Origin of the sequence: Ruegeria sp. Ofav3-42, assembly GCF_022347725.1 — a bacterium.
Lineage (GTDB): Bacteria > Pseudomonadota > Alphaproteobacteria > Rhodobacterales > Rhodobacteraceae > Ruegeria.
In genome coordinates, this window is the sequence record NZ_JAKRGB010000003.1 from 452,330 (window position 1) to 474,563 (window position 22,234).

The 22,234-nt window shown below is 55.0% G+C and carries 13 protein-coding genes; 6 read left to right on the top strand and 7 right to left on the bottom strand.

Annotation, left to right across the window (positions count from 1 at the left end; translation table 11 throughout):
* The first annotated feature begins 540 nt into the window (after window positions 1–540).
* The 3 genes from MHN28_RS07550 to MHN28_RS07560 are packed head-to-tail and all read left to right on the top strand — an operon-like array spanning window position 541 to window position 10,144.
* On the top strand, window positions 541–4,146 hold the full coding sequence (locus MHN28_RS07550; protein WP_239337614.1) for a hypothetical protein: 3,606 nt from the start codon (window positions 541–543) through the stop codon (window positions 4,144–4,146).
* Window positions 4,143–9,599, top strand: coding sequence for a CHAT domain-containing protein (locus MHN28_RS07555; protein WP_239337617.1), 5,457 nt, complete (start codon window positions 4,143–4,145; stop codon window positions 9,597–9,599). The genes MHN28_RS07550 and MHN28_RS07555 overlap by 4 nt, the downstream gene beginning before the upstream one ends.
* Before the next feature lie 2 nt (window positions 9,600–9,601).
* Window positions 9,602–10,144, top strand: a complete 543-nt coding sequence (locus MHN28_RS07560; RefSeq protein WP_239337620.1) for a D-Ala-D-Ala carboxypeptidase family metallohydrolase — start codon at window positions 9,602–9,604, stop codon at window positions 10,142–10,144.
* Window positions 10,145–10,238: 94 nt separating this feature from the next.
* Here MHN28_RS07560 and MHN28_RS07565 read toward each other — a convergent pair whose 3' ends face one another.
* From MHN28_RS07565 to MHN28_RS07580, 4 genes are all read right to left on the bottom strand, one after another.
* Window positions 10,239–10,457, bottom strand: a complete 219-nt coding sequence (locus MHN28_RS07565) for a hypothetical protein (RefSeq protein WP_239337623.1) — start codon at window positions 10,455–10,457, stop codon at window positions 10,239–10,241.
* Between the two features lie 114 nt (window positions 10,458–10,571).
* Entirely contained in the window at window positions 10,572–11,471 is a 900-nt protein-coding gene (locus tag MHN28_RS07570; protein ID WP_239337625.1) for a plasmid partitioning protein RepB C-terminal domain-containing protein, read from the bottom strand.
* Complete coding sequence (locus MHN28_RS07575; protein ID WP_239337627.1) at window positions 11,468–12,358, bottom strand: plasmid partitioning protein RepB C-terminal domain-containing protein; 891 nt, start codon at window positions 12,356–12,358, stop codon at window positions 11,468–11,470. Before MHN28_RS07575 ends, MHN28_RS07570 begins: the two co-directional genes overlap by 4 nt.
* A complete protein-coding gene (locus MHN28_RS07580; RefSeq protein ID WP_239337688.1) occupies window positions 12,358–13,851 on the bottom strand; it encodes a recombinase family protein in 1,494 nt (497 codons plus the stop codon). The genes MHN28_RS07575 and MHN28_RS07580 overlap by 1 nt, the downstream gene beginning before the upstream one ends.
* A 918-nt stretch (window positions 13,852–14,769) precedes the next feature.
* Here MHN28_RS07580 and MHN28_RS07585 point away from each other — a divergent pair.
* From MHN28_RS07585 to MHN28_RS07595, 3 genes are all read left to right on the top strand, one after another.
* Window positions 14,770–15,252: a DUF6538 domain-containing protein gene (locus MHN28_RS07585; protein ID WP_370645671.1), complete on the top strand. Its 483-nt coding sequence runs from the start codon at window positions 14,770–14,772 to the stop codon at window positions 15,250–15,252.
* 13 nt (window positions 15,253–15,265) lie between these two features.
* Window positions 15,266–16,807: a tyrosine-type recombinase/integrase gene (locus tag MHN28_RS24975; protein ID WP_239337631.1), complete on the top strand. Its 1,542-nt coding sequence runs from the start codon at window positions 15,266–15,268 to the stop codon at window positions 16,805–16,807.
* Between the two features lie 78 nt (window positions 16,808–16,885).
* Window positions 16,886–17,119, top strand: a complete 234-nt coding sequence (locus tag MHN28_RS07595; protein ID WP_239337689.1) for a hypothetical protein — start codon at window positions 16,886–16,888, stop codon at window positions 17,117–17,119.
* A 992-nt stretch (window positions 17,120–18,111) separates the two neighbouring features.
* Here MHN28_RS07595 and MHN28_RS07600 read toward each other — a convergent pair.
* The 3 genes from MHN28_RS07600 to MHN28_RS07610 are packed head-to-tail and all read right to left on the bottom strand — an operon-like array spanning window position 18,112 to window position 22,197.
* Window positions 18,112–19,893: a thiamine pyrophosphate-binding protein gene (locus MHN28_RS07600; RefSeq protein WP_239337633.1), complete on the bottom strand. Its 1,782-nt coding sequence runs from the start codon at window positions 19,891–19,893 to the stop codon at window positions 18,112–18,114.
* Window positions 19,893–21,302, bottom strand: coding sequence for an aldehyde dehydrogenase family protein (locus MHN28_RS07605; RefSeq protein WP_239337635.1), 1,410 nt, complete (start codon window positions 21,300–21,302; stop codon window positions 19,893–19,895). The genes MHN28_RS07600 and MHN28_RS07605 overlap by 1 nt, the downstream gene beginning before the upstream one ends.
* Complete coding sequence (locus MHN28_RS07610) at window positions 21,283–22,197, bottom strand: sugar phosphate isomerase/epimerase (protein WP_239337639.1); 915 nt, start codon at window positions 22,195–22,197, stop codon at window positions 21,283–21,285. The genes MHN28_RS07605 and MHN28_RS07610 overlap by 20 nt, the downstream gene beginning before the upstream one ends.
* Window positions 22,198–22,234 lie beyond the last annotated feature (37 nt).

A 22,234-nucleotide genomic window follows, 5' to 3' on the forward strand; every position in this document is an offset into this window, starting at 1 on the left:
AAACATTTTTGTTGCAATTGGTTGGGACCCGTTAATCCTGCGCCGCCGATTTGAGAACGCCAAAATAGCAAAGTTTCGAGTGTGCCGAGGTCGGCGACTTCAATTCCAGGTGGTCGTCGCGTTCGATGGATTTGGCAGAGTTATTTTTTCTGCCGCAGTGTGACACACAGTTCAGAACATCTGTTCCAAAAAGGCTAACGCCCTTTCAGATGCTGAATGAGTCGACGGGCCAAAGAGTCCTTGACCAGAAATGATATTGGAATCCAGTTGACCGCTTCTGCGGTTTCTCAGGATCCACACCTTTGAAGTGTGCTGTAGCTCCGGGTAATTACCAGAGAGATTGTTGTTATGTTCAAATTTATTACACAAATTTCAAATGCCGCCGCCGCTGTATCCAACGATGTTCGACAGTCCGTTCGCCGCAAGCAGATAGAGCGGCAATTTGAGGCGGCTAAAACAACGATAATAGCAGCCCACAAACGCCACGTTTCTCAGGCCGCGACCATCCAGTCGCGACAAGATTATGCGAGGCAGCTTTCGGTGACATGGCGCGATATCATGGACCTTGGTGATCCCCACAGGCGCGTTCATGAACAACAATTGGAAAAGCTGAAAGAAAAGATCGTCGACAATATCGACGAAACGGGCGAATGGTTCGCAGTGCCGAACCCCGCCACTTTGGAAGCGCTGCAAGTGCCACGGGTGGCAGCAGCGCGTGCGCGTGCCGAAACTGACCTTTCCGCAGACCTCGATGGGTCGCTCAATGCAACGATACAGAAATTCGACTCGGACAGCGCTGCGATCGCAGACCAGGCTCAAGATCAATACCGGGCCGAACTTCAGGCGCTGATAGTCCAGAAGCGGAACGGCCTACTGACAGCGATGCAGGCGCCTGCAGAACGGGATGAGGCACGAAAGTTTCTGGAAGCCGCGCAGAAAGACTGGGCTGCGCGTATAGAAACCTCTTACCGGTCCGCGCTGCTAGACAAGCTGGAAAAAGTTCGATCGAAGTTGTTGCCTGAGATCATGCGCGACCGCACTGCTGCCTACTGGATCAAGAAACTGTTGATCGATGGCAAGTGTGTTCCTCATGCCGAGTTGGGCAGCGAGTATCAGAAAAGCGATCAGCATCTGCAGGATCAGTTGATCAACACCGTGACCCTTATGGCCCTGGAAGATGGCTCGCTGGTCTACCGTGCGCGGGGGCGCGACGCCGGAGGCAGGTTTTCATTCGAGACAAACTATATGGACGAGAGCCCTGAGTTTAGGAAACAGGCGCAATACAGGCCACCCGATCCGCAAGTTCGTGGCCCGGAAGATCGTAATTTACCATTTGCACTGCGGTTTCTTGATCAGGTGCAGATGCCCGTGATGAGTTCTGCAAGTTTGAAGCAGGTCGTTTTCTTCAACCTGCGGAAGGGCGACACGATTGAACGCGTCCTGCGGCAGATTGAGGGCGACGTACTGGCCGTTCTGGATGACGCGGGTGAAAATCGATATGGTGATCGTCCCGAAATTGAAAATTTTCCGGGAACAGCGCGGATATCGGACTGGCTGGATAAGGATCCCGCGCGGCAGATTTCAGTCGCACTTCGCCCTGACGGGTTGTTGGCCGTTGTGGTAAAGCTGAACGAAAGCAAGACGACCATTGCCGGTGATATTCCCGACGAGGTGATCCAGCTGCGAGAAGATTACAACAATGCGCGTCTGATGAGCCTGTTGATAGTGGCATTGGTGACGCGTGTTCTAAACGGTTCGGACGGTGCCCGCGGCTTCCCCAAAAAACTCGATCAGAGCAAGCGGCTGCATATTCCGAGTTTCTGCATCTGGCCGCTTCAGGTCGATCCGAACGGGGCAGTGACTCGGGCGGAAACCCTTCTCGAACAGTTTAAATCGGGGGCGCTCAAGCTGGACAAAGTGCCACGCTGGGCAGTGGGTTGGAGCCCGACGGTTCAGGCAAATGCACTGGCGTCGCGGTTCACTTTTACTGCTGAGCAGCACCTGCGCGTTCTGAACGCGACCGACGCGGGCCCCATCGAGGTGCGGAAGGGCGTGAACGAAAATGACGCACTAGAAAAGCTGACGCAGTGGTTCAAATACACTTGTTTACTGCTGGGTGCCCTTTGGGCGGCAATGGTGTTGTCGACTGTGGTTGCAGCCAATGCATATTCAGTAAAAGAGCTTTGGATAACCACGCTGGCGTTTTCGATAATCGGTATCTGGCGTTGTCTGATTTGTTGGGGATTGTCGGCCCGGGCACGCGAACCGCGTCCGTCGGCTCGTCGAAACGGAAGGTTGTCACGGATGGTGTCAGCCTTTTCGAAATTTGTCGGCATTGTGGTCGAGCGAGCCTTTGCCCGCCGATGGTTTCTACTAACCGGCCCGGGCATCATATGTTTGCTGATGGCAGCTACGTTCGTCGAGTCGAACTGGGCGGAGGTGGTGACCTGGGTGCAAAATAAAACAGGTTTCGTCCGGCCATTGATAGATATGCTGAAAAGCTTTGCAGTCTGGACTGGATCCTTATTGGCAGGTTTGAAGCCTGATTTTATCGATCTCAATTCCCTCTTGCCGGAGTGGTTAACTAATAACAACGACGAAAAACTTGGCCGCAATAGCCCCAATGCATCCGGGTTCCAAACGGCACTCTACAATGGCGTCTGGGCGTTGCCGCTGCTTGCCATCGGGTTGATGCGGCACGGTTACATGCTGTTATATGACCTGGTTCTGCAACGCGGCCAGTTGCAGCGAAAGCTTAATTCGGTGGTCGGCGTCGAAGAGACATGGGCGGCCGGTCAGGCGCTACCGTCGCTTATGACATCGTCAAACGGAGAAGCGCCGGCGCTGTCCGTTGAAAAAACTGCGGCAATCGGAAACGCGCTTGCGCAGATGAAGACGCGGGTGAAAAATGAACTCGCAACGGCACGATCGCGGTTCGACAAGGGCTCAGCCGCAAATGCAGCTTTGGTCGCTGTGATTGGACTGCTGGCACCGTTCGATGCGATGAAAGCCTCGACGCTCAATAAGCCAAGCAAACCAAACATCTATGAGGGTCTTTCCACCGAACTGGAGAAGACACATGACAATTTGGTCGCGAAACTAGGCCCGTTGATACCGGAATATCCTCCGGTGAACCAAATCGAGGTGGCACCTGAGGTGCTGGCCGATCTAGGCAAGCTCAACGCCGAACTTTCTGCTGTGCTTGAAACTCTGCAAAACATTCAAAACAACCCCGGCGTAACAATCTCGGCCCAGACCGGAGACGCGCGTCGCCAACTGAGTGAACTGGCAACACAACTGGATCGATTGCAACCTGAGTCCCTAGTCATTGGGGCCAACACAGAGTCAGCGGAAGCGGCCCTGAGATTACTCGAACAAAGGGTCGCACATACGCGACTGCCCCAATTGCTGGTTGAAGTGCAAACGGAAAACGCGATTAGCGCACTCAATGACCTGTCTCGCGCTATGCGGCAGGTGACAATGAATTCCAAATTAACACTGGATGCCGATATCGGGGCAGCGCTGCAGGAGTTGGGATTTCTCAAGGCGGTACTCGATCAGTTGCGGGAAGGCATGATCATTCCCGTGACGTTGGAGAGTGAAAAGCTTCTTGAAACCGCACCATGGATCGACGTGGACCTCGCCTTTATCAACGCGGCGACCTATCCCGAGATCGCGCCTGGAATTTGGTCCCGGGTACTGGAGCAATGTGACCAGTTGGGTGGGATGCGCTTCGATACAAACGATGCAAATGTCAACAACGGTGAATGGTTCAGTGGGCGCGACGTGGCTGGCAAGACGGACCTGGCTTCGCTTGTCGCGCGCTTAAAGCCCGCGAACAACGCGCAAGGCGCACCTGCAGATGGACCCTGGCGGATATACATCCTCGGGCTGGCCGACACACAGGGCAATGCCGTTTCAAACCTCAACCTGTCAAAGCGCCGGGCCGAGGCTGTTAAAGAGATGTTGTTGGAGGAAGTAGACCAGTTACCAGTCGTGACGCTGCCATTGGGTGAAGCAGGATGGCTAGCGGACACAGGTCTGCCAGATCGGGAAAGTGATGCAAATCATCGCAGCGCGACCGTGTACCTGTGCCCGCAGCAAATCCAGTTTGCAGACCACAATGGCGGAGGAGATCGTCAATGACCATTGTCAAGATCAATCGCATAGCCAAGGAAAAGACCCCGCGCAAGAAGCTGACTCAAATCGGTGAAGTGACAATGCAGCACGGCCGTGGTTCGGGTGTCGATGTCAAAGAGTTCAACCTCCCCGATCAGCACATCATCGAAGCCGAGCTTGAAAACGGATTGATCCTGTTTCGGCGCGCGGATGATATTGGTGAAGTGAGTTCTGACCGCAGCGGTTCCGGGGGGACTCAGCTAGTCCTGCCGCAATCTCTGGACCAAAGCGGCAACTCGCGCGGGCTGGGTGCGTTTGCGATACGCACTTACCGGTTCTTTTCAGGCAGTGGTCTGGGCGAAAAGGCCGCTTTTGCCACCGCGCGAAAGCTTGAGCAAATACCGCGAGAATTGGACGGTTGGCCACGCAAACCCGCCTATCGCAACGAAGACGTTTTGCTGCCCTTGTTGCGCGACGGGGGTTTCGGAGAGATGGACACCTCGCTGGCCGCGCGCGATGGCGCTGAAATTCTTGTGCTGATCCACGGCACTGCTTCCAGTACCATGGGGTCTTTTGGGCCAATCGTTCACGGCAAATCCGATGGAACCCTATCCCCGGGGACAACATCGCGCACGCAATGGGAAAAGCTCTGCAAAAGATTTGAAGACCCAAACGACGACAATGAAAAAAAGCGTTGCCTGATCTACGGGTTCGAGCATCATACGCTGACACGCAGCCCCGTGCAGAATGCCATCGCGCTTTTGGAAGCGATTCCGCGCAACGCCAGGCTACACATGCTTTCCCATTCACGGGGCGGGTTGGTCGGTGAACTGCTGTGCCTGCTGCCGGACACGTTGGACAAGGGTGATCTGGACCGATACGCGGACGCCGGACTGCCACGTGACGATCTGGAAAAGTTCAAGCAACTGATAGCATTCAAGGCCCCGCAAGTGCAGCAATTCGTTCGCGTTGCGGCACCGATGCAGGGCACGTTGCTGAATTCGGACCGTATCGACACTACGTTCTCGTTGCTGTTCAACCTCATGAAGATCGTACCGGGTGGGCAGAATGTACTGGCCGACGCGTTCCGCGAATTTGCCCGCGAGTTTATCGCAACGCGCGAGGATGTCTCGATTTTGCCGGGGTTGGCGGCAATGAGCCCCGAGTCCGCGCTGGTGGCGATCCTAAATCGGGCCAATCGTACCATCGAAAGTCCCCTGACTGTTGTCAGCGGTGATATCGAGCCATCCGGCATTCTCAAGTCGCTCGCCGTATTTGCGACGGATTTGTTCTATCGCGAGGATCACGACGTGGTGGTCCATACGCGTGCGATGCTCAAAGGTGTGCCGCGCAAACCAGACTTAAAGGTGTTTCCCGCGCAAGGCAGCGACGTGAATCACTTCAGCTACTTCTCCAACAAAATGTCGTCGAAAGTGATAGTCGATGCGTTGACTGGCGTTGAGAACCCCAACCTTGAGTCGCGCGCGCCAGAGCCTGAGGCGATGGAATTAATCTCGGGCACCCGAGGATCGGGGGCAGACAAGCCGCTTGTGTTTGTACTGCCGGGGATCATGGGCAGTCATCTGCGGGTCAAGGGGCAAGACACACCGATCTGGTTCAATCTGCCACGCATTTTAACCGGCGGCCTTAAGAAAATCACAAGCAAGGACGGCGAGCCCATTGAAGACGTTGAACCTGCTGGCGTTCTCAAACGCTTTTACGGAGGGCTCGTACGGCATCTGAGCCGCAGTCACGAGGTGGCAGTATTTGATTTTGATTGGCGCAAGCCGCTACAGGAAGAGGCGGACCGGCTTGCCGCGCGCGTGCAAATGGAGCTCAGCAAGATTCCCAACGGGGAAACGCGTCCGATCCGGTTTGTGGCCCACTCGATGGGTGGCCTCGTGGTGCGTCTGATGATCAACCGCCATCGCGAATTGTGGAAAAAACTGCGCGGCGATGCGGGCGGCGGGTCCACGCTTGTTATGCTGGGCACGCCCAATCGTGGATCGATGTCGATTGTCTGGGCTCTGATGGGGCTCGACAAGATGATCCACACGATCGATCGCATCGACTGGAAGCATGATGTGCCCGAACTGGTAAAGAAAATGGTCCCACTGCAGGGCATTCTGGAACTGCTTCCGACAGACGGGGACGGAGCCTATTTCAAAAGGTCGACATGGCAGCAGTTGCGCAACACAAAGGGCCCGAACTGGCCGTTACCCGAAAGCAAACGACTGAAAAATGCGGCCAAGACCTATGATGAACTGAAGTTGATACCCAATGATGCGCCCGCCATGAGCTATATCGCAGGCAATGCCGATATGACGCCGGCCGCGTTGGACAGCACGACATTGAAGATGACAGGATCGCGACACGGTGACGGGCGCGTGCTATGGCGCACCGGCCTGCTGCCGGATGTTTCCACATGGTATGCGTATGAAACCAGTCACGGCGACCTGGCGCGCGACAGGGATCTGTTCGGGCCAATTCTCGATCTGTTGCAAACCGGGCGCACAAACGGCTTACCACAGATACCGCCGGTTGAGCGCAGCGGTACTCCGCTGTTCGATGTGGTGGAACCCGAACTGCTCTACCCGTCCAACGAGGACGCGGAAGCGGCGATCATCGGGGCCACGGGTACGGATGATCAGGAGATTGATGCCGAGAAGCGGAACCACTGCAAAGTGTCCGTCACGCATGGAGATTTGCGTCTGCACAGTAGTGTGGTGACCGTTGGGCGCTATGAACACGAACCTATGGAAGGCGTCGAGCGCGACATCGATGAACAGTTGGACGGACAATTGACACAACGGCGCGCTCTTGGGATTTATCCGGGGCAAGAAGGCACAGCCGAACTTTTCCTGCGCAAACAGCCCGTTGGAGAGTTTGCCACAGGGATTGACGGCGCCTTGGTCGCCGGGTTGGGCCGGGTCAGCGAATTGTCGCGGCGCCGCCTGTCTGTGACGCTGGCCAACGCCTTTGTCCTTTACGCGTTGCGCACGAGCCCTGTTGAGAAAGATGGGGCAAAGACACTGACGACTTTGCCAATCAGTTCCAACGACAGTCAGCTTTCAATTGCCGACAGCGTGGAATCGATCCTTGTGGCGCTACAGAACGCGAATAATCGCTTGCCACGCGATCACAGGATCACGCATCTGACCATCCTCGAACTCTACGAGGACCGGGCCATTGAGGTCGGCTCAGCCCTGTCTCGGATGGAGCGCGAGGGACGCTGGAAACAGGACTTCAAGATCGACTGCAACATCCGCAACGGCCTGGCAGGACGGCAGCGATTCCGCTTTGGTCCAGATACAAGCGGCAACCGGCGCATGCAGATTACAGTGCCCGAAAATGACACCGAGAGTCTGGATTTCGTGGTGTTTGATCGCGGCGCGTTGGCCCAGAAAGTGACTACGCGCGTCAAACGCAGCCGTATCGACAGTCTTATCCACGAGGCCACTGCAAACAGCCATACCGGACCGGACACAGGCAAACTGCTGTATGAGTGGGTCATCCCCAAAGAGTTGCGCGCCAAAACCTCGGACAAACGCAACATGACATTGCTGGTCGACGAAGCCGCGGCAGCCTACCCATGGGAGATGCTGCAGGACAACTGGGCTGAAGACGGCAAACCGGTCGCGGTTGAAGCGCAGATCACCCGCCAGTTGATGCGCCGGCGCAGCGGTTTGGGGTCAAATATCGCGGCATCGCGCCGGGTTTTGGTAATCGGTGATCCGGTCAGCTTTTTCAGTGAACTGAAAGGCGCACAGGCCGAGGCCCGGCTTGTTGCCGGCAAACTGGATGCCAGCGGCTGGACACAAAAAATGGACGTACAAATCCGCGAGAACGTAGATGTAGAGCGCGCACTTACATTAGAGGAGAACCAAATCCTGCATTTCGCCGGGCACGGTGTGTTCGAGTGGGGTGACAACAAGCAGACCGGGCTCATAACAGGCAAGAACCGGGTGCTGGAACCCGCCTTCATCGAAAAGCTGCGCTATGTGCCAGAATTCGTTTTCCTCAACTGTTGCTACGGCGGCGCCATCGGCATCGCGCCGGACATGGCAGAAAACTCGGACGAAGAGAGAGATCCGCACACTCCTCGGGCAGCGCTGGCCAACCGTCCCGATCTCGCTTCGGGAATTGCGATGAAGTTCATTGAAGCTGGCAGCAAAGCCGTGATTGCCGCCGGTTGGGCCGTAAACGATGGCATGGCGCAGCTGTTTGCGACAACCTTCTACGACGCGTTCCTGAATGGATACAGTTTTGCCGAGGCAGTACGACTTGCTCGGGCCAAGGTCTACGAGAAGGATCAAGATGGAAACACCTGGAGTGCCTATCAATCCTATGGCGATCCTGAGTTCAGATTGCAAAGGGGTGTGGGCGCGCATCGACCGGACTGGGTCAAGCCCGAATTTGTTTCGCCTCGACAGGCAACATTGACGCTGCGGTCGTTAAAACTTGACGCGCGGTTCGCGCCAACGGCCCAACAGACAACGCAGGTTGCCAAACAGTTCATGCAGACACTGCGGGTCGTCAACAGGCACAGCGAATGGAGCCGCAATCCCGAGCTATTCGAGGCCATCGCTGATGTTTGCGCGGAATTGGGCGATTACAAAAGCGCCATTGAATATTACGAGAGAGCGGTTCGCCGTTCGCCCCCGACCCTGTCGCTGAATGCCCTGGAAAACCTGATGTCCTTGCGGGTGCGCGTGGATACGCAAACCCGCATCGAGAAACAAAAAGGCTCATCGAAAAGGGAAATTGAAAAGGCGCGCAAAAAGGAAGAAGAGACGATACGGGCGGCGATCGACTATCTGGTTCAACAGGAAAAAATCGCAGGAGAACGCAGTGCTGCTCTGCGCCAGACCCGGATCGGTGACGGATACCTGCGGCTGACGGCCTGCGCGCTTGTCGGTTCCCCCACCAAGTCGACTACCATTGATTATCTGGAACGGGCGCGCGGGGCCTATGACACTGCCGTAACCTGCGGGTTCCAGCTTCCCGAGTTCGACACAGCTTACCCCCTGATCCGACGGGCACTTGCAGACTTTCTTCTGTCTTGTGCATCCGACGGCAAACTGGGTCATTCCATTGGTGAGCTTATGCCGGTGGTAAATCGCGTGGCGCAGGACATAAAGGAAACCGACGCGCAACAGACGCAGTTCCAACGCCGCCGGCTGATTGCCGAAACCCGCCTCTTCGAGCTTGTCTCGACGGACGTATACAATGCCTCACTTCAGGGCGAGTTGCTTGATGTCTTTGGGCAGTTGTTTCTGGATGGCGGCTCCATCCGGCGACGCAGAGAAGTCGTGAGCGACCTCTACACCGTCGCCCAGTTGTTGTCCGAGGTCGGCAAGCAGCGCAGCAACCAGTTGGACACAACAGTTGGCGAAACGGTCAGGACATTGGCGCTAGAGCTTGAGAACGGAATTCCAAAAGTCTCGGACTCAATTTTGAATTTGGTAGAGGAGAATTGACAATGAACGACCTGTTTGAGGGAAACGAATACGATTTTGTGGAAGGTGACATGCTTCAGGAGGCGTTAAGGGGGGATTATTCCCGCAGTGACACGCCTGAGATGGTGGAATTCCGTGCATTTTTTGACACCCTGCCCAGCGAGTTTTTTACCGCAGACGAATTCATGATTCTTGGCCCGTCCAACCGCCCCGGCGGAAGTTGTGAGGGCAAGAACGGATTGGCACCGAAAAGCCTGTGGAACAATGTCAAGCCGCTTGTGAAGGCCATGAACCTGATCCGGAAGGAATTGGGCGCTTCGGTACAGATCACAAACTGCTTCCGCAGCGGAACCTACAACGCGTGCGTCGGAGGCGTACCTGGCAGCTTCCATTCAAGATTCCAGGCAGCGGATTGGATCTGCGGTGCGGGAAACTCTGCCATGTTGGCGAGCGCGGCCAGAGCGGTCAGAGATGCCGGAGGGTTTTCAGGCGGTATCGGTATATACAACAGTTTTGTGCATGTTGACGTGCGGGGCTCAAACGCGGACTGGGACAACCGCAGCTAAATTGAGCCGCTGTATCGGTCTGCACGCGGGCGAGGCCTGTTAAAAGCATAGTACGAATTCGCGCTGAAGCGGATTCGACTAAAATTCGGAGGGCTTACTCCAAGGCGTGGAAACTAATAAATTTTGGGTTTCCGCGCCTGGCGGCAAAAAACTCGCGCCGACCCCATTCATTAAACATAATGGCGCTTATCCTGCCGAAAAGCAGCGCGTTAGGATGGGCTTTCCAACGCGCTGCAGTTTTGTGAGTAAATTTCACAATATCAGCCGGCTGGAAAATGCCGGAATGGTGGGCTCCGCACGGGGTCGCCGCCATCCCCACCTCCGCACTTGATCCGCCCCACCGTGCGGCGTCTCCTGCGGTCCCCGCGCTTCATTGGGTCCGGGTCCCCGGTCGCGATCCGGCCCTAATTGACCGAAGCCACTCAGATCAGGAAGTCAGAGCCTCCGTCTCCGTAATCTTTTCAAACTCAGGCAGAAACTCGGCGTGGTGCATTTCGATGTATCGAGTAATGAGAGCGTTGCTGATGAGTTTTGAAACGTATCCACGTGCCAGAACCAGATCGAGATGATCGGCTCCGTAAGTATCTTCAACCAATCTCAACTCACGTTCCAGATTGGCAGACTCGCGCTCCATCAGTTCCAGTTGCTGGCGGGAAACACCTTTCGCAGCCTTGGGTTTGTCGGGATTAACCAACTGATTTTCTGATGTCGCGGCCAGCAGTGAACGTGCATAATTCACCGTGTATTTGTTCATCGTCACCATAAGTTCCGCAGCTTCGATCTGCCTCAACGGTTTCATCTTTCTGAGAATTCGAAAGCTCGTCAGTGTTACCTGCTTGTCCTTCAGCAAATCGGCCGCCTCCGGACAAATTCCGTCCAACAGGCGCTTCTTTTCCTGAAGTGTTTTAATGTTGATATTGAGCGCGCGCGCCAGCCGCCCTTCCGGCACGCCACGCTTCAGAGCCATCAGGATCATTTTGTGTTCCTGGATCGTAGCAAGCCTGCTGATACGTTTGTTGTAAGTGAAGGCTTCATCGTCGGTGGAGATCTGACAAAGTGCGTCTTTCGCTCCGCGATCCAGCAGGATCGCATGTCGAAGATGCCCATCAAGCAATATGTAGTTTTCAGGGTCGGATTTGTCAGGCGCAATGACCAGAGGCTCGACAAGACCAATTTCCCGGATTGATGCAGCAACCTGAGCGTACTTGACCGTCTCCTTTGTACCTTTCTGAACGGCGTAGAGCGGGCAGATACGATCCAGCGCTATCCGCACCAACTCCTTTTCGAACGCCAGTTCGATGGGTTTTTCCAGCTTGCCGCGGGTCATTGTATCTCTCCCGTCCTTAAAGAAAGCCTGTCCGTTAGCTTTTTGGGAAGTGACGCAAGACCCTCCGCCCGCAACAGCGTCACGAAATTCTCGTCGTTCAGCAAAGTCCGAAGAGCTTCTGTGATAAACATCAGCTCGTTACGGGTTGCCGTCGCCTTTCGTAGTAGAACCTGCTTCTTCTCTACGTCGTTTTGATATGTACGTAGCAGGCTTTCGACGGACAGTGATCGCCTTTGCCGTTTGTCTGTACCAATCTGCCCTTTGCCATGTTTCTGGCGCGCTTCTACCAAACGTTTTGCGGCAAGGAGTTTACCACCACGAAGTAGATTGTTTTCGTAAGCCTGGCGCAGAATGACCTGAACATCGCTGTCCTCCGCATTCGCAATGTCGACGGCGACACTCACAGGAATTCTGCCACTTTCTACAGCTCTGAGCAGCCGGTGTTCACCGCTTTCCAGCAACCGGAGTACACCCCGCACATATTTCATTGAAAGATTGGTTTTTTGCGCGATCTCCGCGTCTGAATATCCTCTGTTTTTCAGGCCTTTGATGTCACGGAGCAGATCGAGGGCCTTATGATGGCGTCGCGCCAGATTCTCAACAAGGCTCATTACAAGGCAATCTTCGTTGCTTGCAGTGATCACAATTGCAGGGATTTCGTCCTGGCCCAGTTCCTGAAAAGCCTCGAGCCGACCCTGACCACATACAAGATCATAGCGAAGTCCATCCTCGCCATCTCTTTTTGCAACCGTGATTGGTCGCTTCAGCCCCAGCTCTGCGATACTGTCGACCATAGCTTCAAAAGCCCTTCGGTTGCGAATGCGGGGATTAACGACCGAAATCAGATCAATGGGGATCAGTTCCGCGATCGAAGCACGGTAAGTCATCAAGCGGCCTCCGGAATTGGGACCTGAACCGCCATTTCAAACAACGGAGTGAGTGTGTCGAAACGGTAGGCGTCAAGTGACAGGCCGTTGTTTTCAGCAAGCCGAAGGCGTGGCAATGTCATGTCGACACCCGGGAGCAGGTAATAGTCGAGCGGTTTCCTGTTGGGCCGATCCATCCGGACGGCAACAGTGATGTCGGGTTTCAGACTCGTGTCAAAACGGATGTTCCAGCGGAGAGACCCGGCGTTGGTTTCGTGACATCGCACAACGACGAGCGACGCAGTGAACTCGTTGTTAATTGTCAGAAGATCCGTAACGGGATCCCGTTCCACATTTCCGCCAACCTCGCCAATTCCTGCGATCGTATGTGCAACGATGTCAGGATGAATGTCCCGCAAGCGTCTGTTGATTTCGACATATCTGTAATCGCGATCAGGCTGAAAGCCGACAAGCTGATAAGCCCGAAGCAGGCTGCCAAAACGCGTACGGTATGAGCCGCTTGAAGGAAGCGTGTCTGCTTCATCGATGATCAGGCCTGACAGATATCCCTGAGCCTGAAGAATATCGCGCAGGCCTTCCAGCATTTCATCGTCAGTCAGTCTGGCTGATCTCGCGACGACGATAGCTCCTGCTGCAGCAAAAAGTTCTGGATCGACAATCGCCTCGAACGCACCCTCTGCCCTGACCCAGATCTCCGGATCGTTTTGAACGCGATGTTTCTTCAGCTTGAAAGAACTTCGGTTCCAGACGTTGTGTCCGATGTATTTCTCGTTGATCAAAATCTGATGCACGGTACCGCGGGTCCAGGCACGCTCCAGGTCGGTCAGAATTCCACGGGAATTCAGGCTTTCTGCAATGTCCGCTTCCGATTTCCCATCGTCGACAAATGATCTGAATATCTCCTGGACAATGGCAACCTCCTCCGCGGGGCCCGGAACCAGAGTGACCCTGTCCGTCTGAATACTCTTGTGCTGTCCCTGTTTGAGAATGCCTTTCGGTTCGCCATGTTCGTCAATCAGCATACGCCTCAGACCGAAACCGGGTGGCCCGCCCTGCCGATACCCTCTTTCAATCAGGCGACACTGTCCGGTGAATACTTTTTGAGAAAGCTCCCGGCTATACTCGCCGGCCATGGCGCGCTTAACGCCTTTGACAATTGTCGAGACCGGGCTGCCGTCGTTTTCGAATTGTTCAGCGCAATACACGACGGAAATACCAGCGCGTTTGCAGATGTACTCGTAGTAGGCGCTTTCATCAGCATCCTGAAACCGACCCCAGCGACTGATGTCGTAGACGAGAACTGTTTCGAAATCGGCACGCCCGGACTGTATATCGTCGATGAGCTGTTTCAGCCCTTCGCGCCCCTGGATTCGCAGGCCACTCTTACCTTCATCCGAGTAGGTTCGAACGATATCAATACCTCGTTGTCGGGCATACTGAGCAATGGCATCGGACTGGTTCTCAGTCGAATAGCGCTGGTGTTCCGTCGACATGCGCACGTATTGCGCCCCGCGGATAGCGCGCCGCGTTTCAGGAGCGTCAGAGCTCTCGTCAAAATCGTCGCGCCAGTTCAAGTGCAACGCACCTCCATTCGTCGAATTACATAACTGTCGGGAATGGCCGTGATTCCTGTGTGCCAAAGGTTAATCGCCCATCTTCGGAAAAGTATTTCCGAAGATGGGCAACACTTTTCCAAACCAGGACATTGGCAGATGAACAAATTAGACTATCGACTGGAAATAGCAGCGGCGCTGAAACGCGAACTTGGAGGATCACATCGGGCGGTAAAAGCGTCAATGAACTGGGCAGGTGTCTCAGAACGAACCGCAAAGAACTGGCTTGCCGGAGCCAATGGACCCGCTGGCGAACACCTGATCGAACTCATGCGGCATTCAGACGAGGTCGCGGAAACTGTTATGGCTCTATGTGGCCGAAGCGAAGTTTGTATATCTTTGGAGCTTGCATGTCTTCGGGCCGCTCTTGTTCGAATGCTGACAACGGCAGACGAAATCATGAGGACAGAAACCTGAAAGGGCTACCCTTTCCCTGCAGTACCGTGAGTTTTCACTGAAAAGGCACAAAAGATTCCTTGTTTAGATGTCCTGGGAACTCGCCCACAAGGCATTGATATACTTTCAGATTTCAAACCTACGGGCGCCAAATAGCGCCGAAACGGCGCATATTCCCTAAAAATTTCCCTGTTTTCAGGGAATTTTGGGTGAGACTGGCTAGCTGCAAACTGCCTGCGCAGCCACCATTCTCCGAAAGAGCGGCAAAATAAGGGGATTTCCGCCCCTTCAAGCCGACATGTATCCCATGCCTCCGAAGGTGGGATACAATGCGGGATACACGCTCGCCACTCCAAGATCGGATTTCGACCCAGGCGACGCGTTCGCGTCGGCCCCTATCTCATGCGTCGCGGTCGCACCTATTACTTCATGAAGCGACTGCCGAAAAAAATCTCAGGCAGCGCATCAAACCGATTTCTGCGTTTCTCACTGAAGACAGACCTCCCGCTCGACGCCGTAGTGCGGGCTGGATGCCTGCTCGCGGTTTACGAGCAGAGGGAACCGGAAATCGTGGACGCAGTGAACAAAAAAGATATAACACCTGAACAGGCACTTGCCTTGCTGAGAGAGATGCTCCGCGCTGAACTCAATCGTATTCTGGTGGAACAAAATTCAGATTGCGCGCTTTCGGATCAGGAAGCATACGCCCGCATCGAAGCACTGGAAAACGAAAATAAAGCTCTCAATGCAGCGATGCGGAAGCGATTGGTCCAGCATCGAACCAGCGCTGCTAGCGGCAAGGGAAACAATTTCCATCCCGGTACCAACACCGGTTTCGCCAGACCTTGGACGACGGGCGGTCGCTCAACAGAGGCAAATCAATGAAGTCGAAATCGATGTGCTTGATGGCGAAGATATCCGAATTACCGCATCCAATCTGCTCACAGAAGACGAGAACAAGGATTTTGACCGTTTCATAGCGGGTGAAATCACGTTGTCCGGAGACATTGAGAGCGCTGTGGCCAACGCAATGTCACAAGATATGGCCAGAAAATATGCGGCCACAGGCGCCATTGCACTCGAGTTTTGGGGGGATATCGCTCTGTCAACTGTATCGACAGAACACGTCAAAGACCTTATGTGGTTCGTTCAACGAATACCAGCATTGCACGGGAAGAAGCATGGCAACAATCGCTTCGTCAAGGATCGTCAAAATGCGACGAAACGAGAGGAAATCGAAATCGCGGACTTGCACGATGGCACACTCCGCGCCGAAATCGAAGCAGACGAATTGCTCCCGTTGCCAGAAAAACGTGCCCGCCTCGCTGAAGTGCTTGTTCCGAGGCTGGCAATGACCACGGTTGGACACCACCTCGACCGCCTGCACGCCATTTTTCGAAACGCTCAGGAGACGCTTGAATACAAGGGACAAATCCGGTTTTTGACCAACACCAAAATGCAACAGCATATCAAAGTGCAGAACGAAAAGAACAAAGACCCGCTGTTCTTCCGAAAAGAGAAACCAAAGGATCGGGATTCCTGGTCGCAAGATCGCCTTCGCAAGTTGCTGCTTTCTCCCATCTTCACTGGCTGTGGTTTTGTGTCCCAACGCTGGAAGCCGGGCACAATGATCGTTCGGGATGCCAAATACTGGGTCCCGTTATTGGTCATGACGCTCGGCAGTCGTATTTTAGAAGTCCTGCAACTTAAAAAGACGGACTTGATCGTCCAAGATGGTGTTCTGAGTCTTCAACTGGGGATCACGGCGGAACATCGCGTCAAAACAAGTGACTCCAAAAGGGTGCTACCGCTGCCGCAGCTCCTGATCGACTTGAGTTTTGTGGAGTGGGTTCATTCATTGCCCGCAAATCAACGCCTTCTGTTTCCTTCTCCGGCAAAGGGTGCTGATATTGCCGCCATCTCCGGAAATTTCGGGAAGCAACTAAAGACACTATTCACCCACTTGGGCATCGCAGATTGGCACGAGGATTTTTATGCGCTGCGAAAAACAATGAGCAGCGCGCTCGAAGACGCCGGCGTACCTGAAAACCATCGCCAGGCGATTGCAGGTCATGCAGGCGGCACCACGATCAATCGTTCCTACACACGGCGAAATGTATCGACGCTGAAGTCCGAGCTGGACAAGTTTGATCTCAAGGTGACGGTCGGTTTTTCAGAGCGTCTGGGGCATCCGATCATCGAGAGTTGCGATCTCCTTGCCAAACCGGGCGCCAATGTTGAAGTCGAGCTCGATGCTGATGACACCGCCAGAGTAGTTCGCATCAAATCCACGCAGTGCGGGAAGGTTCTGGTACATGCGCGAAGTATTGATGCGCACCCCAGTAAATACCAGATCGGGAACGAATTCGGCTGTACGTCAAAGGAATTGGCCGTCAGGCTCCGCAAAATCAGCGAAGACTACCACCTCTGCCTTGTCTGACGTCAGCGCCAATAGGACAGTTTAGGTCGATTTGATAAGAGAGGGTTTCTGGCACATCGTAGCCACCAAGGAGTGGAGATGAGACAGAAACCGGGAACCAAGCGGAGCTACGGCGAGAAGGTAGTAAAAGACATCCGCCGCGCCACGCGCAAGCAGTATTCAGCAGAAGAGAAGATCAAGATCTGGCTGTATGAGCTTGCTTTCGACAACGACATCCTGCTGTTCGATCCACGCAATGCCAACTTCGACGGCCAGCTTTCGAGGTTCAATGAGGATGCTTCGAAGTCGACGAATACGAGCTTTTTTGGATAGACCATATTCCCATGCTCATCGAGCCCGACACCGAGACCAAGGGAGCGGCGTTTGGCAAAAAATGCTTCTTCTTCCGGCGTCGGCCGGCTGATTGAGTTCAATAGGTTTTCCAGGTCATCCTGAGACAGGATCTTTCAGTTGCAAGTTGGGCTCAGAGCCACAGGTTCCGGTTTTCGTCAAGTATCATGGCAGGTTCTGCAGTTATGGGATTGTAACTTATCAATTGTGGGAACATCAAAATGACAGTGTGGGAAATCGCCTTCAATATTGCGGCCGCGGGAGCGACAATCATTCTTCTTCTTGATCTATGGCGGCTACTGAAAACGTGCGAGCGGGATCGTTCAAACGACGCTGAACTCGTGAAACAGTTTAGGGACACCGCGCCATATGACAATCTCGAAGACCTATTATCGAACAAAGAATGAAGCTCCAGGCCGACACATACCGCCTCCTGCAACATGCTGCGCCAAAGCGCTGGTGAATGCCGATTTGAGTTGGCGCTCGCTGTTTAAGCTTATTGATTTGGCACCATGTATTTAAAATCCAGCAATTTTTTTGTTTTTGACCGGTGGCGAGGAAACACCTCCCATCTGTCTTTTGACGGCACGAAAATCTCGAGTTCGGATCCCAGTATGTCGTCAATTGGGTCGCAGTGTTTGAACCGTGCTGTGTCAATCGCGCCCATAACCTTTGCCTGCCGATCGGGCAACCTCGCCCAGCTGGCATAACAGTACATGTGGTGATCCATTGCATGTGCGCTGGGTCAGCAAAAATACGATGTTTTTCTGCAGAATTTGGATAGACATGTTCAATGAAGAGGTTCGCCTCAGGTTTTCATTCTGTCTTTCTTTCAGCCAACGCCACTTGATGTCAGACCGTGACTAAACTGCGGTTTGCCATGGCAATCTTTGCAACATTAAGACGGGTATTTTCTCGAGCACGGATGTGCATTGGCACAAGAAACTGGGCGCGTCTGAACGCGCCCAGTTTCGTCAAGTCGCGACGTGAGATATCTCTTTGTCCGGCGAGTATATGTCCAAGATGTTCCAATGTCCGGTCGTTGGTGTTGGGTTGTTGATCATTGGCACATCGAGCACGGTTGGCTTGCCACCGGCGATTGCCGCTTCCAATGCGGGCAACAGTTCGTCGGCAGCGCTGAGTCTTTGCCCTTCCGCGCCGTAGGCTCGCGCAATGTCGGCATAGCCCGGTCCGTTTGCGGGTGCTGCGGCTGATCCAGGGAACGTTGTTCCATAGGTCAGACCGTAATGCGCCTTTTGAAGGCCTGCGATGGTGCCGAAGGCGTTGTTGTTCATAACCAGCCAGATGATGCCCAGATCAAGTTCAACTGCTGTTGCCAGCATCGACGGATTTTGACCGAAACCACCATCGCCGACCAGACTAAGCACTACCCGATCAGGTGCCGCCAGCTTTGCGCCGATGGCACCCGGAGGGCCAAAACCCATCGTCGCGAACCCGCCCGGGGTCAGGATCGAACCGGGCGTCAGGATATCGAACTGCTGTCCGACACCGTTCTTGTTCCAGCCAACGTCCGTGGTGATGATGGCATCCTCGGGCAGTGCCTTGCGGGTATCTGCCAGAATACGCTCTGGCATCATCGGAAAGGTCGATGAGGTCGCCATTTCCAAGTTGCGCGCTTTGAATTCTGTCCGGAAGTCAGCGATCTTCTGTTCCAGCGCGGGGCGGCTGAAACCGTCCGGATACATCTCGCGGGCAACCCGCTTGAGGACACGTAAAGCGGCCTTGGCGTCAGCAACAACTCCGATCTCGGTGGGATAGTTCCGACCAATCTCCTGCGGCTCAATGTCGATATGAATGACCTTGGAACCGGGAATGTTGAACGTATAGCCGGGATACCAGCTGGAGCAATCGGCCTCTTTGAACCTTGTGCCTACGGCAAAGATGTAGTCCGCGTTCAGGCAGGATTGGTTGACCAGTTCTGTGCCCCAAAAGCCAGTCATTCCCAACACAAGCGGATGGTCGTCCCGCAACGCGCCCTTGCCCATCAGGGAATGCGCGACGGGCAGACCCATATGTTCAACAAATTCTCGTAACTCCTCGCTGGCCTGTGCCAGAAGAATACCACCACCGACATAAGCGACGGGGTTTTCGGCTTTCGCCAACGCTTCGACAATTTCTCGCGCTGTTTCATCGTCAATCGACGGTTTCTTGAGCGCGCGCGTGTTGTCGCGAATACGGTCGAAACTGTCCGAGGGGATCACCTCTGAAAAGATGTCCATGGGGACATTGACCAGTACCGGTCCGGGCTGGCCGCTTTCAGCGAGATGAAACGCCTTTTCCAGAATCTCGGCCATCAGGTCTGCCCGATCTACGCGCCATGCACGTTTGACAAAGGGGCGATAAATCTCCCACTGGGCGGCGTCTGCATGCAGGTTCACTTCCTGATGCGGATGTTTGCCGTAATAGTGCGAAGGAATATCGCCCGCGATCACGACCATCGGGATACAGTCCAGTGCGGCGTTGGCGACCCCGGTGGCGCAATTGGTCAGCCCCGGGGAGAGATGGGACAGCACCACCGAGGCCTCGCCCGTCACGCGGGCGTAAGCGTCCGCCGCGTGGCTGGCGATCTGTTCATGCCGTACGGTGACGAAATCGATGGGGCTTTCGGCCAGCGCAGCCAGAACCGCGATGTTCGTGTGCCCGCACAGGCCGAATACATGCTTGACCTCTCGGCGTTCGAGAAAGTCAACGATATGTTCGGCAACGGTTTTGCCTTCCAGTTTTGCTCCGTCCATCACGCGACCTCCTGTCCGTAGAATTCACCGAACAGGTCCGGCTCCGAGGGGCGATCCTCGGGGATTGGACGGCTGACCCAGGTGTAGTTCATCATGTGTTTCATGGTGACGTTTTCGTTGGTGATGTTGCCGCCCCAGATGCCGCAGCCCAGGCTGCTGGTCATAGGCATGCCATTGGTCCAGGCACCCGCATTGGCCTTGGACTGAGGCTGTCGAACCATCATGCGGCTGACCGGAGCCAGACGCGCCAACCGGTCGATGTGATCGTCATTGTGGCTGTAGATGCCGCAGGAATGGCCCTTGCCCCCGGTGTTGTAGATCTGGCTGACCGTTTCCAGCGCGTCATCGAACGTGTCGAAGTGATAAAGCGCCATCAGAGTGGTCAGTTTTTCCTTGGAGAACTTGTGCTGCGGGCCGATTTGCCCCTGATTTTCAACCATCAGGAATTTGCGATCTTCGGGGATCGAAAACCCGGCGACCCTGGACGTATGCTGAGGCGGGCAGGCGATGGTCGGGAAGGTGCGGTTGCCCTTTTCGTCCCACATAGCAGCTTCGAGCATAGCCTTCTCTTCATCCGAGCACAGGTACCCGCCTTCGGCTTCAAGCGCCTTGACCATGTCGTCGTAAATTGAACGCTGGATGATGATGTTGCCGTCAGCCGAGCAACCAGACCCAAAGTCAGACGTCTTTGAAATACGTGTGTTCTGCGCTGCGATGTCCAGATCGGCGGTTTCATCGATGACGATGGACGAATTGCCCGCACCTACGCCATAGGCCGGGCGCCCGGAGCTATAGGCCGCTTTGACCATGGGCTTGCCGCCCGTCGCCAGCGTCAGGTCACAAATCTCCATGAGGTGCTGCGTCAATGGGATCGAAGGTTTGCGGATCGACTGGAACAGGTCTTCGGGTGCGCCTGCTGCTCGACAAGCTGCACGCATGACCTCGACCATTTCAAAGGTGGTATGGGCGGTTCGCGGATGCGGGCTGAAGATAACAGCATTCCGGGCGTTGGCAGCGGAAACACCGGTCACCGGTGGTGTCATCGCTGGATTGGTCATCGGAATCAGGGATGCGATCACACCGGCAGGCTTGGCATATTTTACCAGACCCTTTTCTTCGTCGACTTCGACGATCCCGGTCGATGGTGTCCGCAAGACATCACGCAGCACCATGTGAATCTTGAAACGCTTCGCGGGACGCCCTTCGCGATCTCCGATGCCGCTTTCGTCCACGCCTTGCTGAGCCAGACGGGTGAAGGTCTTCTCATTCCCCGCATACCACGCAATGGCCTGAGACAGGCGATCCAGCCTGTCCTGATCCCAATCCTCGATCTCGGCCATAGCAGTGCGGGCGCGTGCCAGCATATCGGCCGCAAGTTGTCGGTCGTTTTCAGTGAGCTCTTTGCCCATGATGATCCTCTTGGTGATTTAGAATTGCTGCATCGGGCATACGACGCTGAGATCGCGCCTGGCCGAATGTCCGCTTGGCGTGGCTGAGACAGCGACGCGCGTGTTCTTCATATCCCAACTCGGCAACGCGGCTTTGGTTGGGCAATTCGATCGAATAGTCGACGGGTGGCATCCGTTCGATGATGCCGGTGAAATCGATCCAACCTTCGCCGGGATACAACCGTGCATCACGGGCCAGCTGGATCATGCCCTCGCGCGTATCGGCGATGCCGGGCAGGCAGTCGGAGATATGCAGGAAGTGAAACAGGTCCGAAGGGACGTGCAACAGCTCTCCCAGATCTACACGGCTAAGGTGCAGATAAAGCGTATCGACCAGAATACCGCCATTCGGTTGATCAGAAGCGCGGACAATATCCAGCGCCTCATCCAGAGTGCGCAGGCGGGAAAAGCTCGGGAACTCCAGGTCCACCGTTAACCCGTAGGGCGCCGCCAGTTCGCAGGTCTCGGAATAGACGTCGATCAGAAAGTCACGATCATCGCGGGTGTTGGTCCATGCGCTCATGATCATGCGTTTGGCGCCCAGCTCGCCGCCGATCTCCAGAGAAGGCTCAAAACTGCGCGGATCGACATCTTCGGTGATGCGCGCAAGCTCGACATCAAGAACTTTCAAGCCGGTGGTAGTGAGAGCAGTTTTGGTGGCCTGCACCTGTGCCTTGTCGATCGGGGATTGAGTGAATTCACCGGGCACATGCATCGGAATGAACCGAGGGCTGACTGCATCGTACCCGGCCCGCGCGGCGATATAGACCAACTCGGGCGGCGTACAGCCAATCAGCGTCAGATGCGCCAAGGAATAGAGAGAGGGGCTTGCGCCAGCCTCTTCGGGTTTCGCCATGAACGACAGCTCCACGCGTCTGCGAATCTCAGTTTCA

What these genes read in the sequence shown, in the direction of transcription:
- MHN28_RS07555 (WP_239337617.1), top strand. Translation starts at nt 4,143, where the DNA reads ATGACCATTGTCAAGATCAATCGCATAGCCAAGGAAAAGACCCCGCGC.
- MHN28_RS07560 (WP_239337620.1), top strand. Translation starts at nt 9,602, where the DNA reads ATGAACGACCTGTTTGAGGGAAACGAATACGATTTTGTGGAAGGTGAC.
- MHN28_RS07565 (WP_239337623.1), bottom strand. Translation starts at nt 10,457, where the DNA reads ATGGCGGCGACCCCGTGCGGAGCCCACCATTCCGGCATTTTCCAGCCG.
- MHN28_RS07570 (WP_239337625.1), bottom strand. Translation starts at nt 11,471, where the DNA reads ATGACCCGCGGCAAGCTGGAAAAACCCATCGAACTGGCGTTCGAAAAG.
- MHN28_RS07575 (WP_239337627.1), bottom strand. Translation starts at nt 12,358, where the DNA reads ATGACTTACCGTGCTTCGATCGCGGAACTGATCCCCATTGATCTGATT.
- MHN28_RS07580 (WP_239337688.1), bottom strand. Translation starts at nt 13,851, where the DNA reads ATGTCGACGGAACACCAGCGCTATTCGACTGAGAACCAGTCCGATGCC.
- MHN28_RS07585 (WP_370645671.1), top strand. Translation starts at nt 14,770, where the DNA reads ATGCGTCGCGGTCGCACCTATTACTTCATGAAGCGACTGCCGAAAAAA.
- MHN28_RS07595 (WP_239337689.1), top strand. Translation starts at nt 16,886, where the DNA reads ATGAGACAGAAACCGGGAACCAAGCGGAGCTACGGCGAGAAGGTAGTA.
- MHN28_RS07600 (WP_239337633.1), bottom strand. Translation starts at nt 19,893, where the DNA reads ATGGACGGAGCAAAACTGGAAGGCAAAACCGTTGCCGAACATATCGTT.
- MHN28_RS07605 (WP_239337635.1), bottom strand. Translation starts at nt 21,302, where the DNA reads ATGGGCAAAGAGCTCACTGAAAACGACCGACAACTTGCGGCCGATATG.
- MHN28_RS07610 (WP_239337639.1), bottom strand. Translation starts at nt 22,197, where the DNA reads ATGGCGAAACCCGAAGAGGCTGGCGCAAGCCCCTCTCTCTATTCCTTG.